The organism is Halomonas dongshanensis, assembly GCF_024790395.1.
Taxonomy (GTDB): domain Bacteria; phylum Pseudomonadota; class Gammaproteobacteria; order Pseudomonadales; family Halomonadaceae; genus Vreelandella; species Vreelandella dongshanensis.
On sequence record NZ_JAJISC010000003.1, the window covers coordinates 112,219 to 125,044 of the forward strand.

Annotated in this window: 11 protein-coding genes; 10 read left to right on the forward strand and 1 reads right to left on the reverse strand. The window is 58.1% G+C overall.

Annotation, left to right across the window (positions count from 1 at the left end; all coding sequences use genetic code 11):
- The first annotated feature begins 11 nt into the window (after positions 1 to 11).
- Positions 12 to 2,273: a phosphoenolpyruvate--protein phosphotransferase gene (gene ptsP, locus LLY24_RS07330; RefSeq protein ID WP_259035963.1), complete on the forward strand. Its 2,262-nt coding sequence runs from the start codon at positions 12 to 14 to the stop codon at positions 2,271 to 2,273.
- 16 nt (positions 2,274 to 2,289) lie between these two features.
- Here the strand turns inward: ptsP and LLY24_RS07335 are convergent, their stop codons facing one another.
- Positions 2,290 to 3,045, reverse strand: coding sequence for an NRDE family protein (locus tag LLY24_RS07335; protein WP_259035631.1), 756 nt, complete (start codon positions 3,043 to 3,045; stop codon positions 2,290 to 2,292).
- A 145-nt stretch (positions 3,046 to 3,190) separates the two neighbouring features.
- Between LLY24_RS07335 and LLY24_RS07340 the strand changes: the two genes are divergently transcribed.
- The 9 genes from LLY24_RS07340 (at position 3,191) to LLY24_RS07380 (ending at position 12,826) form a co-directional block, all read left to right on the forward strand.
- Complete coding sequence (locus LLY24_RS07340) at positions 3,191 to 4,369, forward strand: response regulator (RefSeq protein WP_259035632.1); 1,179 nt, start codon at positions 3,191 to 3,193, stop codon at positions 4,367 to 4,369.
- Between the two features lie 77 nt (positions 4,370 to 4,446).
- Positions 4,447 to 5,247 carry a prolipoprotein diacylglyceryl transferase gene (gene lgt, locus LLY24_RS07345; RefSeq protein ID WP_259035633.1) on the forward strand — a complete coding sequence of 267 codons (801 nt, stop codon included), beginning with the start codon at positions 4,447 to 4,449 and terminating at the stop codon, positions 5,245 to 5,247.
- A 641-nt stretch (positions 5,248 to 5,888) separates the two neighbouring features.
- The gene (locus LLY24_RS07350; protein ID WP_259035964.1) at positions 5,889 to 6,662 is read left to right on the forward strand and encodes a thymidylate synthase; all 774 of its coding nucleotides are present in this window, start codon (positions 5,889 to 5,891) and stop codon (positions 6,660 to 6,662) included.
- Positions 6,659 to 7,195, forward strand: a complete 537-nt coding sequence (locus tag LLY24_RS07355; RefSeq protein WP_259035634.1) for a dihydrofolate reductase — start codon at positions 6,659 to 6,661, stop codon at positions 7,193 to 7,195. Before LLY24_RS07350 ends, LLY24_RS07355 begins: the two co-directional genes overlap by 4 nt.
- Positions 7,196 to 7,239: 44 nt before the next feature.
- Entirely contained in the window at positions 7,240 to 8,040 is an 801-nt protein-coding gene (locus LLY24_RS07360; protein ID WP_259035635.1) for a ProQ/FINO family protein, read from the forward strand.
- 295 nt (positions 8,041 to 8,335) lie between these two features.
- Entirely contained in the window at positions 8,336 to 9,397 is a 1,062-nt protein-coding gene (locus LLY24_RS07365) for a porin (RefSeq protein WP_259035636.1), read from the forward strand.
- A 322-nt stretch (positions 9,398 to 9,719) separates the two neighbouring features.
- Complete coding sequence (locus tag LLY24_RS07370) at positions 9,720 to 10,127, forward strand: DVU3141 family protein (RefSeq protein ID WP_259035637.1); 408 nt, start codon at positions 9,720 to 9,722, stop codon at positions 10,125 to 10,127.
- Entirely contained in the window at positions 10,127 to 11,905 is a 1,779-nt protein-coding gene (locus LLY24_RS07375) for a polysaccharide biosynthesis/export family protein (protein WP_259035638.1), read from the forward strand. Before LLY24_RS07370 ends, LLY24_RS07375 begins: the two co-directional genes overlap by 1 nt.
- Before the next feature lie 111 nt (positions 11,906 to 12,016).
- Positions 12,017 to 12,826 carry an ABC transporter permease gene (locus tag LLY24_RS07380; protein WP_259035639.1) on the forward strand — a complete coding sequence of 270 codons (810 nt, stop codon included), beginning with the start codon at positions 12,017 to 12,019 and terminating at the stop codon, positions 12,824 to 12,826.

A 12,826-nucleotide genomic window follows, 5' to 3' on the forward strand; every position in this document is an offset into this window, starting at 1 on the left:
GTAAAGCGTCCATGTTGGAAGTGTTGCGCCGTATCATCCAGGAGGTGAACGGCGCACGCAGCCTCGACGCCGCCCTGGCGACGATGGTGCGGCGTATCCGTAAAGCGATGCAGACCGACGTCTGCTCTTTCTATCTTTTCGATCAATCCCTCGACGCACTGGTGCTGATGGAGACCATCGGCCTGCGCACCCAGGCGGTCGGTCGGGTCATGCTGCCCATCGGCGAAGGCCTCGTTGGCCTTGTAGGCAAGCGCAGCGAACCCTTGAACCTCGAAGATGCCCAGTCGCACCCGCAGTTTCGCTATTTCGAAGCCACGGGCGAAGAGCGCTACTCGAGCTTTCTCGGTGTCCCTATCATTCATCAGCGTCGCATGCTGGGGGTGCTGGTCGTTCAGCAGGTAGAAAAGCGCCGCTACGACGATGAAGACGAAGCCTTTCTGGTCACCATGGCCGCGCAGCTCGCCGGTGTGCTCGCCCACGCCCTGGCAACGGGCAATTTGGTGCGCCCAGCGATGCCGGGTGGTCAAGCGGTATTCAAGGGCGTTGCGGCAGCGCCAGGTATTGCCATGGGCAAGGCCGTGGTCATCGTGCCGCCAGCCGATCTCAACAGCGTGCCCGACTTGATTCCAAGCGATGAAGAGTACGAAATTGCGCGCTTGAAGGAGGCCATCGAAAAGACCCGCGAAGACATTCGCGCGGCGGCCGAGCGCTTGGCTAATCGAATCTCTTCGCAGGAGTTGGCGCTTTTCGACGTCTATCAGCAGATGCTTAGCGAAGCTGCGCTCTCCGGCGAAGTCGAAAAACGCATTCGCGAAGGCCAGTGGGCGCCTGGGGCGCTGGCCGATGTGGTGCGGCGGCACATGCAGTATCTTGAGCGGGTCGATGACGACTATCTACGCGAGCGCGCCGCCGACATTCGCGATCTGGGTCGTCGCGTGTTGGCCTACCTGCAAGAGGACACGCTGACCTCGCCCGATAGCTATCCTGATGACGCCATTCTGGTAGGCGATGAAATCAGCGTCGCCATGCTGGGTGAGGTGCCGCGGGAAAAGCTCAAAGGACTGGTTTCGGTGCGGGGGTCGAGCACGTCGCACGTGGCGATCGTGGCGCGTGCCATGGGTATTCCCACCGTTCTTGGCATGATGGACTTGCCGCTGCCGCGCCTCAATGGGGCGCCGCTGGTGCTGGATGGTCATCGCGGGCGTCTTTTCGTGCGCCCGCTGCCCGAACTCGAAGCGCGCTATAGAAGCCTTATCGCCGAAGAGAAAGCGCTGAGTGAGATGCTCGAACACGAGCAGAACCTACCCAGCGTCACTCCTGACGGCCACGAAGTGCCGCTGATGGTCAATACGGGGCTGGCCGTGGATGCCGCTGCGCTATTGAAGAGCTGTATTGGTGGCGTGGGGCTTTACCGCACCGAAGTGCCCTTCATGATCACCGAGCGCTTTCCGGGCGAGAAGGAGCAGATGCGGCTCTATCGCTCGCAGCTCGAAGGCTTTGCGCCCCTACCTGTGGTGATGCGTACGCTGGATATTGGCGGTGACAAGGATCTGCCCTATTTCCCCATCAACGAGGCCAACGCCTTTCTGGGCTGGCGCGGCATGCGCGTTACCTTGGATCACCCCGAAGTGCTGATGGTGCAGCTACGCGCCATGCTGAGGGCATCGGTTGGGCTCAATAATCTTTCCATCCTCTTCCCCATGGTGACCAACGCCGAGGAGGTGGACGATGCACTGCGCCTGCTCGACCGCGCCATCGTCGAGCTGGGCGAAGAGGGCATGGCCATCAAGCGCCCAAACGTGGGCGTTATGATCGAGGTGCCTGCGACCATCTATCAAATGGATGCGCTGGCCAAACGCGTCGATTTCTTCTCGGTGGGAAGCAACGATCTTACCCAGTACCTGCTGGCGGTGGATCGTAACAACCCGCGCGTTTCGGGTCTTTACGACCCGCTTCATCCTGCGCTTTTGGGGGCGCTGCAAGAGCTGTCTCAAGATGCCCAGCGCCTGCGTAAACCGGTCTCGTTATGCGGCGAACTGGCGGGCGATCCGGCGGGAGCGCTGCTGCTCATGGCCATGGGCTTTACCAGCCTCTCCATGAACGCGCCGAGCCTACCCAAGGTGCGGGCGGCCATTCGCCGGGTCACCTTGAGCGATGCGCAAACGCTGCTGGGGGAGATCATGGCGTTGGATACGCCTGCCGAAGTGCATCGCCACCTCGAACGCCGCTTCGACGAGTGGGAGCTTGCGCACCTGCTGCCCCCGCGCGACTAAAGCGCCTTAGCAGGCGTTAGCTTATTGATAACGCCGTTTCCCCTAGCGGTGTACCATGGGGGCCAAAGCGCCTTTCGTTCATCTCCACGGCCCCGTTCCTAGCCAGCGTGACCCAGGTGGTGGCGCGGGTGCCGTATTTTTCACCTTGAATAAAGGGAGAGGAGAGAAAGCGCTCCCACGCCACGCCGATGCCCGTGTCCGGCAACTGATCATCAGGCGCTTGGCGGGTGTCGAGCAGGGCATCGATGGGGCGCGCTGGCCAGAATTTCTCGGCAGTAGCTAAGGCCTCTCTTGCCTTTGAGAGCTTCGGCCAGGGCGTGTTCAAGTCTGCGTTGGATAGTCCGTGCACGCCGGGCGCGATCTGGTTCAATGCTATCCGCTCACGGCTGCGATGCAGATGCCAAAGTGTGGTGGGTGTGGCGACAAGCAGGTTGAACCCGGCATAGCGCGCGGCACCGCCCTGGGCGAGTGCTTCGAGCCAGCGCTCAATATCATCACTTTCGAGCGCCTGAGTGACGAGGGCACCTCGGCTGGGCGCCTTGGATGGTATCGGCAAACTCGGGTCGCGCACGTTGGTAAGGGCTGCGACGATACCATGGCGCGCTGCAAGCCAAGTCCCGCCCGCTTCCAGATCGCGTCCGCCTATTACCTCCGGTTTGTCTTGCCAGCGTGCCAATGCCGCCGTCGGCCGGGCGTAAAATTCGTCGCGATTGCCGATCAAGCGAAGGGGTATCGCCTGCCCAGGTTGCCAAGCGAAGGCGATTAAGCACATGGGTAACTCCAATAGGGGATCATGGCATAGGGTTATATCCTACATGACACTACCTCACCGGCAACGTAAACTGCCGGGATTGGAGCCGGGCATCGAGGTCCGGCGCGCTCTGCGCTGAGTTAACGAGATTCAGGGAAGCCCGCTCATGCCGCTGCAGAAAAAGGAGCATTTCTGGAATGCTGTCGTCTGGCCGATTCTTTGGCCGCTTTTGCTGCTTCAACTGGCGCTGATTACGCTGGTGCTGGCGGTGGGCTGGGCGCTGTGGTGGCTCTCGCCCGATGCTCTGGCCTGGGGCAGCGCCGTATGGTTGACTCTGGCGCTGATGGTGGGCAGCGGGATGAACGTAGGTGTCTTTCTCATGCTGGTGAAAGGCAAGGCGCGCTATAAAGACACGCTCTTCGTCATGGAGCTGACCGAGCTCGAGCGGCATATCACGGCGCTCAGTACGGCGACCTCACTCTCTGGCGTTTCCTATAGCCTCAAGACCGATGAGACCCGTCATCCGTTGGATCATCTGCATGCGCTGAACGTACTGCTGGCGAAGCTCGTTCAGCGCATGCAGGGCAGCCGCGCAGGGGCGGAGCGCTTCGATGAGCACGCCAGCGCCGAAAGCGAGCAGGCACTGCTCGATGGCTTGCACCACCAGCAACAACAGCTCAAACATTTGATGGCCGGGCGTGATCGTGCACGCGAGGAGTCACGCTTGAAGTCGGGCTATCTCACCGTGTTGCAAAACGAGATCGATAGCCTGAGTGGCCACCTAGACGATCTGGCGAACGGCGAAGGCGCCAATACATACTGCCGTGAGCGCGTCTCCGGCGTGCAGGGGCGCATTAGCGATATCCGTACTTTGCTTGCGCAGGTGGTGCAAGAAAGTGGCCTAGCGAGTGATGATGCCACCATCGAGTCGCGCGCGCTCAAGGTGCTCATTGTCGACGATGGTCCGGTCAACCTCATGCTGGCGCGGCAGATGCTGGAAGGGTACGGCTTCGATGTCGATGGTGCCAGCAGCGGCGAACAGGCGCTCGAAAGGCAGCAGGCCAGCCACTACGATTTAGTCCTGATGGACATCTTCATGTCGCAGCTCGATGGCTTACAGACGAGCCAGCGCTGGCGTGAGTTCGAGACGCTTAGTGGCAGTCCGCCAAGCGTCATGGTGGCGCTTACCGCCAATATCGATAACGCCGGGCGCGACGCCTGCATCGCTGCCGGTATGAACGATCTGCTGGAAAAACCCTATCAGCCCGAAACCCTCGCGCGCATGGTCAATACTTGGTTCCCCAATACGATCAAACCCACGGTGACTAAGCCTGGGGCACGTTGAGTCGTGGCCGCTTTGCCGTTTACGTGTACGGTTTATACGTGCGATTTTTTAATAGTCCTGCCCCATAGAGAATCGGAATGATCAATTATCCCACCATAGACCCTATCGCCATCTCCCTAGGGCCGCTGCAAGTGCATTGGTACGGCTTGATGTACGTCGTCGGTTTTGTTGCCGCTTGGTGGCTGGGGTGCCGTCGCGCCTGGCGGATCGGCCTCACCAAAGATGATATAAGCGACCTGCTGTTCTACTGCGCTGTGGGCGTGGTGGCCGGTGGAAGGCTCGGGTATGCGCTGTTTTATGGATTGGGACAGTGGTCCCAGGACATTCTATGGATCTTCCGTGTGTGGGATGGCGGCATGAGCTTCCACGGTGGCCTGATCGGCGTGCTCTTGGCCGCCCTCTGGTTCGCTCGGCGCAAGCAGCTAGCGTTTTTCACCCTCACCGATTTCATCGCGCCGCTGGTGCCGATCGGCTTGGGAGCAGGGCGTATTGGTAACTTCATCAATCACGAACTGCCAGGGCGAATCACCTCTGCCCCCTGGGGCATGCCGTTTCCCGGTATGGGCCCCGAGCCGCGCCACCCTTCGGCCCTTTATGAAGCGCTGCTCGAAGGTGTCGTGCTTTTTGCCATTCTGTGGTGGGTTTCCAGCAAGCCACGTCAACGTGGATTGGTCTCCGGGTTTTTCCTGCTGGGTTACGGCGCCTTCCGCTTCTTGGTCGAGTTCGTCCGCCTGCCGGATGCCCACATCGGCTTCATCGCCCTCGGCTGGGTCACTATGGGCATGCTCCTCACCCTACCCATGATCGCCTTCGGCCTGCTGCTCATGGCCTGGTCTCGTAGCCAGCCAGTGGATGCCCGTACGAAAAGCACCGCGTAGCGGTGCCAGTGTTTATTACCGTGGCTTGATGGGGCGGCCTACCGGCCGCTTCGCGGGTGCCTCGCTGCGCTCGTTACGCCACGCTACGGTTGGGACTGGGTTTGTAGCGTGGGTAAGCGACAGCGCACCCGCGAAAGCACCGCGACTGCGGTGCCGGTGTTTATTACCGTGGCTTGATGGGGCGGCCTGTCGGCCGCTTCGCGGGTGCCTCGCTGCGCTCGTTACGCCACCCTACAGGGAGCGGTAGTGCATATCGTAGCGTGGGTAAGCGACAGCGCACCCGCGAAAGCACCGCGACAGCGGTGCCAGTGTTTATTACCGTGGCTTGATGGGGTGGCCTACCGGCCGCTTCGCGGGTGCCTCGCTGCGCTCGTTACGCCACGCTACGGTTGGGACTGGGTTTGTAGCGTGGGTAAGCGATAGCGCACCCGCGAAAGCGCCGCGCAGCGGTGCCGGTATCTGCACCGGTGGTTTGATAGGAGGCCGGCGCAAAAAATACCGCGTAGCGGTGCTAGTCGGCACTAAGCTAGACCCGCTCCACATGGCGCCCTAAAATACAGGCTTACTTTACACGTGACTCTGGAAAATCTGTGACTGCACCCACGACCGCGCCTGCGTTGGAACAGCCCTATCTCGATCTCATGCGCACCGTGCTGGAGCAGGGTGTCGACCGGGGGGACCGCACCGGCGTTGGCACTCGCTCCATTTTTGGCCATCAGATGCGCTTCGATCTCTCTCGGGGCTTTCCGCTGCTGACGACCAAAAAGCTCCACCTGCGCTCGATCATTCATGAATTGCTGTGGTTTTTGAAAGGCGATACTAATATCGCCTATCTCAAAGAGAACGGCGTGCGCATTTGGGACGAATGGGCGGACGAAAACGGCGACCTTGGCCCGGTCTACGGCTACCAATGGCGCAGCTGGCCTAATCCCAAGGGCGGAAGCGTCGACCAAGTCGCCAACGTGTTGGAGCAAATTCGCCATAATCCCCAATCGCGGCGGCTGATCGTGTCGGCGTGGAACCCGGCGCAGGTCGATGAGATGAAGCTGCCTCCCTGTCACTGTCTGTTCCAGTTCTACGTTGCTAACGGTAAGCTCTCTTGCCAGCTCTACCAGCGCAGCGCGGATATCTTTCTCGGGGTACCATTCAATATCGCAAGCTACGCCTTGCTGCTTGCGATGGTGGCGCAAGTAACCGGGCTCGAGCCTGGTGAGTTCGTCCATACGCTGGGCGATGCGCACCTTTATAGTAACCACTTCGACCAAGCTCAGGAGCAGTTGACGCGGACGCCGCTTGCGCCGCCCACTCTTGCGTTGAACCCCGAAGTGACCTCGCTGTTCGATTTTAGCTTCGAGGATATCGCCATCGAAGCCTATGACTCTCATCCGCATATCAAAGCGGAGGTCGCCGTATGAGCTCGTCTCCCGTGCGTGAACCGCTAGTGCCCGTGGCGATGATCGTTGCTATGGCGCGTAATGGCGTTATCGGTGTGGAAGGGAGGCTGCCTTGGTATCTGCCCGAGGATCTCAAGTTCTTCAAGCGTATGACCCAGGCAAAGCCGTTGGTCATGGGGCGTAAGACCTTTGCCTCCATTGGCAAGCCGCTGCCCAATCGCTTGAATATCGTGATCACGCGAGACGAGAGCTTCGATGCTCCCGGTACTCGCGTCTGCTTCGATCTCGAATCTGCGCTGGCGCTGGCCGATCAGCATGCCACCATCGAAGCCGCCGAAGAGATCATGGTCATGGGCGGCGGCGAGATCTACCGCCAGGCGATGCCAGTAGCGCAGCGTCTTTACGTCACCGAAGTCGATGTCGACGTCGAAGGCGATACCACCTTCCCGGAAATCGACAAGGCGCAGTGGCAAGAGACGCAGCGCGTTCCTGGCAAGCCTTCTGCGGGGCAGCCGGACTACGACTTCGTCGTCTACGAGCGCCGCGACGATTGATCACGCAAAACAATACCGATCTACAAGTATAAGGACGAGCAACGATGGCGATGGCTGCTGACATGCTGCACTTACTCGACGACCTCGAAGCCCAATTGGCGCGCTCCCAAGCCGAGCTCAAAACGCTACGCGAAGAAAATCAACGCTTAGAGCGGGCACTTGACGAGGTTCGAAAAACCGCTGGAGCGGTCAAGAGCGAGCAGGTGAATAAGCCGACAGTGGCGCCGATGACAGCAGTCACGTTGCCTATAGAAGAAGAGAGTTGGTCCCAAGCCGAGGCCGGTGATGCAACAGACGCCGGTTCTGTTGACTCCTTAACGCCGCACGCCTTGTTAGAGTCCTGGTATGAGCGCTACCCCAATGCCTTTTTCAAGGGGCATACCAAGCCCCTAAAAGTTGGGATACACCAAGATTTGATTCAGCGCGAGCAATGTTCAAGCAAACTGATTCGGCGGGCACTGGCTAACTACATCAATCTACCGCGCTACGCCAAAGCGGTTCGCTCGGGTGCCGAACGTGTCGATCTCGATGGTAATTTAGCCGGGGTGGTAGACGCAGAAGCAGCGCGGCATGCAGCCGAAAAGCGCAAAACGCTGAAAAATAGCCAAGCTCAGAGAGCCGGTAAGGGAGTGCACGAAGGTGGCGCTGCACCTTCCGAGTCCAAGCCCGAAAAAAAACGCGATTCTAAGCGAACCTGCCAAGCTGAAAACAGCTCGTCGACTGCCCGCAAAGCCACGCCAGCCAAGAAGGGCGCTCCATTGAAAGAGCAAGCGGCCAAGCCGTCAGCGCCTTTGAGCTTTGAAGAAAAGCTCAAAGGGCTTCAAGCAAAATACAAAGCGCACTGAGACCTGTTGGGCGCTCAAGGGTTCCAAAAAAACGACCAAATAGTAAAAAAACACTGTTTTTTTCTATTGCGTTCCCTAGAATCCCGGTATAGAGTTTGTCGTGCGAGCATTGGACTATAACAAGGCTTGATCGAGGACATGCCGCGAACTGCTACAAGCTGCCGAGAGGGTTAGCTTAAGTATGGCAGGGGAAGAAAAGAGCATGGCCCGTAAGCCAACTGCTTAGACCTAACGTCTTTAGGCCTAACGTCAAGCAGAAACGATCGAAACAGTAAGCTAGTTAAGGAACCTCATCATGAAAAAGACACTGTTAGCGACTGCTATCGCTGCTGCACTGGGCGCCTCTGCTGCCCAAGCCGCTACTGTTTATGACCAGGACGGTACTCGTCTTGATGTTTACGGCCGTATCGGCGTTGGTATCGCTGGTGGCGGTCCTGAGTACGACAGCCAAGAGCGTGAGATCAACAACGACGCAGACGTTGTTAACGTTGGTTCACGTCTGGGGCTGCGTATGAGCCACGACGTAACTTCCGACCTGACCGCTTTCGGTCGTCTGGAATGGCGTTTCAATGGCGCTAGCCGTGAAGACGCTGGCAATGGTTTCAACGAGCTGCGTCAGAGCTACCTCGGTCTGCAAAGCCAGCAGTACGGTACTTTCCAAGCCGGTAACTTCGACAGCTTCTACCTGCAGTTCGTTTCTCTGCCGTTCGATGTATACATCGACCAGGGCCTGCAGTTCGTCGGTAACGCCAAGCAGTCTCGTGGTGACTCCATCGGTTACTACACGCCTGACCTGAACGGCTTCACTGCCTTCTTGCAGGCTAAGCAGTACAGCGAGCGTGGAGAGCTGGAAGGCGTTGGTACTACTGACGAAGGTAGTGTGACTGCCGCGCAAGGTGGTGTTCGTTACGCACAAGGCCCGGTCACCGTTGGTCTCGGTTTCGTAGACGACGTAGTTCGTGGCGGCGGTAACGGCGAAATGCTGTACGGTTTGGTCGGTTCTTACGACTTCACCGATCAGTTCTCTGCACGTCTGGGTTACGAAGGTCGTGACAACAGCGGCGATGTCGTTGGTCCGGCTAACGAAACTCGCGGCGGCGGCTACGACTCCGTAGGTATCGGTGGTACTTTCACTACTGGTCCTTGGGCATTCAACGTCGATTACTACAACATCGAGCGTGACGATGCCGAAACTAGCCGCTCTTGGGCAGCTGGTGGCTACTACAAAGTCTCTAACAACTTCGACGTTTTCGTTGAAGTGGCTGACGCTGACGCACCGCGTGTAGATCGCGACACCAGCCTGGGCGACCTGACCGATGACGTATACTGGCTGACAGGCGCTCGTTACCACTTCTAAGCTTGGTATTTGCCAACGCTTGAGTGAAACAGCCTAGTAAGCTCAAAGAACCGACCTCTTCTTGAGGTCGGTTTTTTTGTACCCATTGAAAAATGGGCGGTCAAATTCGATTTTGCCACGTGTGGTTTTTTTAAGTCATTGTTTTGTAAGTTTTTGAAAGTGGTTTGTGCCAGTGGAGCATTGGCTCCAAATCCCCTACAATGACATGCTGATTTTACACTTGATAATTCGCCATACTTTCTACATCGCCAAAAGGATAGGGCAAGGGAAAGCGCCCGAAGGGATCCCGGGGCGGTAGCGTGCCTTTTTTTCGGAAAATTCTATGTCATATTCTCCTCGTATCAACAGGATGTCGGTGCGCTGCTTGCTGACTGCCCTGAGTTTCACCGTTATCAGTGGCTGTGCCACGCATTACCCTTCCGGCAGCGCATCTCAGCAGCCACGCTACTCGCTCAGCAACGATGGCGCCAAACCCATTCAAGACGAAAGCATCAATGGCTTTTTAGACCAGTCGCCTACCGGCGGAGTAGTGAGCGCTGCCAAAAGCCCCTGGGGTGACAACGTCGAAGTCATCACCGATGAGTCATACCTCGCCGCCAGCGGCCGCGAATGCCGCCGACTGCAAATCATTGGCACTGGCGGGGATGCGCGTCGGGCGCTGGTCTGCAAAACGGATAACGGTTGGGTCAATCAACGCGTGGTAACGCAAACGGCAGAAGGGCGCCTGTAATGACTGGTTTTTTCTTATGCACGCGCTTAACCAAGGCGCTGGTGCTTAAAAGCGCTGCTAAAAAAAAGGTGCTTGTTGCAGCGCTTGCGAGCCTCATTGGATTCACTACGGCTGCTCAAGCGCAGCTGCTTAGTTTGCCCGATGATCCGCTTGCATCGCAGAGCTCGTCGTCAGCGCAGGGTCAATCTCAAAACCAAGTCCAGCAGCAGGGCGGTCTAGTCGATGACACCCCTCGTGCGGATTGGCGCAGTGGCACCTATGGCCCCATTGCCACGCCGCCACGTAACCCGGACATGCTGCCACCGTTTGGCTATAACCTCTTTACCGGTGGTTTTCGTGGCGCAATTGGCGATGGTTTGAATGCCGACTATCGTATCAAGCCTGGGGATCAGGTCACCGTGCGCGCCTGGGGCGCATTCGAATTAGATCGCACCCTACCCGTCGATGCGCAAGGTAATATCTTCATCCCTGGCTCCGGCCCGCTGAATGTAGAAGGCCAAAGCAGCCAGCAGGTGGATAACAGCGTCCGTAACGCCATTACCTCAGTCTATCCAGATAACGTCGAGGTCTACACTAACCTTCAAGGCGTGCAGCCGGTCGCCATCTACGTTACCGGCTACGTTGAAAACCCCGGCCGCTATGCGGGCACGCCTGATGACTCACTGCTTTATTTTCTCGATCAAGCAGGCGGTATCGACCAAGACCTGGGTAGCTACCGCCAGGTACGTGTCATGCGCGATGGTCAGAACATCGCCACTGTCGATCTCTATGATTTCCTCATCAACGGCACCATCGCTCGCCCGCAGTTTCAAGATGGCGACACTATCGTCGTAGAAGAGCGCGGCCCTGCCATTGCGGTAGTGGGCGACGTACACCGCGAACTGCGTTATGAGCTGACCAGCAATACCTTGAGCGGCGCCGAGCTCGTCAACTTGGCGCGTTTGAGAAGCGGCGTTTCCCATGTGTTGCTACGCGGCGACCGGCCGGACGGCCCCATCGCCCAGTACTTCCCCTTGGCAGTGTTCTCCGGGCAAACCATTCGCAGCGGAGACGAAGTTACCTTCAGTGCGGATTCGCGCAGCGAAACCATCGTGGTTCAAGTGGAAGGCAGCTACTACGGCCCATCACGCTACGCCTTGCCGCGCAATGCGCGTTTAAGCGAGCTGCTCGATGCCATTGCCGTGCCGGAAAACCTTACCGCCGTGGAAAGCGTTTCGCTGCGCCGTGAAAGCGTGCGCCGCCAACAAGAGCAAGCGCTCGAAGATAGCCTGCGCCGACTGGAAACCACTTACTTCGGCGCCACCTCGCGCACCGATGAAGAGGCCCAGATCCGCCTGCGTGAAGCCGAGCTCATCGAACGCTTCATCGAACGTGCCCGCGAGCTGGAGCCCAGCGGTACTCTAGTGGTCGCGCAAAACGGCCAAATCTCCGATATCCGTCTGCAAGATGGTGATGTGGTGACTATCCCCGAAATCAGTGACTCCGTTCTGATTAGCGGCGAAGTGCTCGTGCCCCAAGCGGTGGTTTATCGCCCGGGTATGAGCGTCATCGATTACATCAACGGCGCAGGCGGGTTCACCGTGCGTGCCAACGAAGATCAGATATTGCTGGTTCGCCAAAATGGTGCCGTTGAACACGCCAGCAGCTCACCGCTGCGCCCGGGCGACGAAATTCTCGTACTGCCTAAGGTGCCGACTCATAATCTCCAATTCGCCTCCACCATCATGCAGATGCTGTTCCAGATCGCGGTTACCACACGAGTCGTGCTGGATCTATGATTTGTCTGTGATGCGTGCGTGATATATCGAGCGTAGCGTGGGTAAGCGCAGCGCACCCGCGAAAGGCGGCGAAAGCCGCCCAACACAAGCGGCGCGAAAAGGAATATTCGAATGGCAAATGACTCGACCGCCCCTCGGGGCGCTCGTACCCCGTGGCAAGTCACCCGCAGCGTGTGGTACGCCATGTTCATGCGTGAGGCCATCTCGCGCACCATGGCCGACCGCATGGGCTGGTTTTGGATGATTTTCGAGCCGGTTGCATTTGTTGCCATCATGATCGGAGTACGCAGTTTCGTACGGGGTGATCGGCTTATCATGAATGCCGAGTTCATCCCCTGGCTCATTGCGGGGCTAATGGGCTTCACGCTGGTACGCGAGGGAATGATGCGCGGCATGGGGGCAGTGGATTCCAACAAGGCGCTGTTTGCCTATCGTCAGGTACAGCCGGTAGACCCGGTCTTGGTGCGTAACTTTCTCGAAGGCATGCTGCGAAGCTTGGTATTTTTGATCTTGATTGTCGGCGCGCTGATGCTGGGCCAGGATATGTACCCAGACAATGCCCTCCGCGTTTTCGCTGCATGGTTTTCACTTTGGAGCCTGGGGCTCGGCCTAGGGCTTTTTACTTCCGTAGCTGCTTCGTTGGTGCCGGAGGTGGGTAAAGTCATCCGTATGCTGTCGTTGCCTCTCATGCTGTTATCAGGGGTCATTCTTCCGCTCAATAGCTTGCCGCATTGGTTGCTCGAGTACCTGATGCTCAACCCCATTCCCCATGGCTTGGAAACCCTGCGTTTAGGTTTCTTCGAGAACTACCACGTCGTGCCAGGTACTAGCATGCTCTACTTCTGGTTGTTTACGTTCACGCTAATTGTTCTGGGGCTTTTGATGCACCTGCGCTTTATCGATCGTTTGAAGGCAAGTTAA

Excerpts from the sequence above, each read along its gene's own strand:
- ptsP (WP_259035963.1), top strand. The coding sequence starts at position 12 with ATGTTGGAAGTGTTGCGCCGTATCATCCAGGAGGTGAACGGCGCACGC.
- LLY24_RS07335 (WP_259035631.1), bottom strand. The coding sequence starts at position 3,045 with ATGTGCTTAATCGCCTTCGCTTGGCAACCTGGGCAGGCGATACCCCTT.
- LLY24_RS07340 (WP_259035632.1), top strand. The coding sequence starts at position 3,191 with ATGCCGCTGCAGAAAAAGGAGCATTTCTGGAATGCTGTCGTCTGGCCG.
- lgt (WP_259035633.1), top strand. The coding sequence starts at position 4,447 with ATGATCAATTATCCCACCATAGACCCTATCGCCATCTCCCTAGGGCCG.
- LLY24_RS07350 (WP_259035964.1), top strand. The coding sequence starts at position 5,889 with ATGCGCACCGTGCTGGAGCAGGGTGTCGACCGGGGGGACCGCACCGGC.
- LLY24_RS07355 (WP_259035634.1), top strand. The coding sequence starts at position 6,659 with ATGAGCTCGTCTCCCGTGCGTGAACCGCTAGTGCCCGTGGCGATGATC.
- LLY24_RS07360 (WP_259035635.1), top strand. The coding sequence starts at position 7,240 with ATGGCGATGGCTGCTGACATGCTGCACTTACTCGACGACCTCGAAGCC.
- LLY24_RS07365 (WP_259035636.1), top strand. The coding sequence starts at position 8,336 with ATGAAAAAGACACTGTTAGCGACTGCTATCGCTGCTGCACTGGGCGCC.
- LLY24_RS07370 (WP_259035637.1), top strand. The coding sequence starts at position 9,720 with ATGTCATATTCTCCTCGTATCAACAGGATGTCGGTGCGCTGCTTGCTG.
- LLY24_RS07375 (WP_259035638.1), top strand. The coding sequence starts at position 10,127 with ATGACTGGTTTTTTCTTATGCACGCGCTTAACCAAGGCGCTGGTGCTT.
- LLY24_RS07380 (WP_259035639.1), top strand. The coding sequence starts at position 12,017 with ATGGCAAATGACTCGACCGCCCCTCGGGGCGCTCGTACCCCGTGGCAA.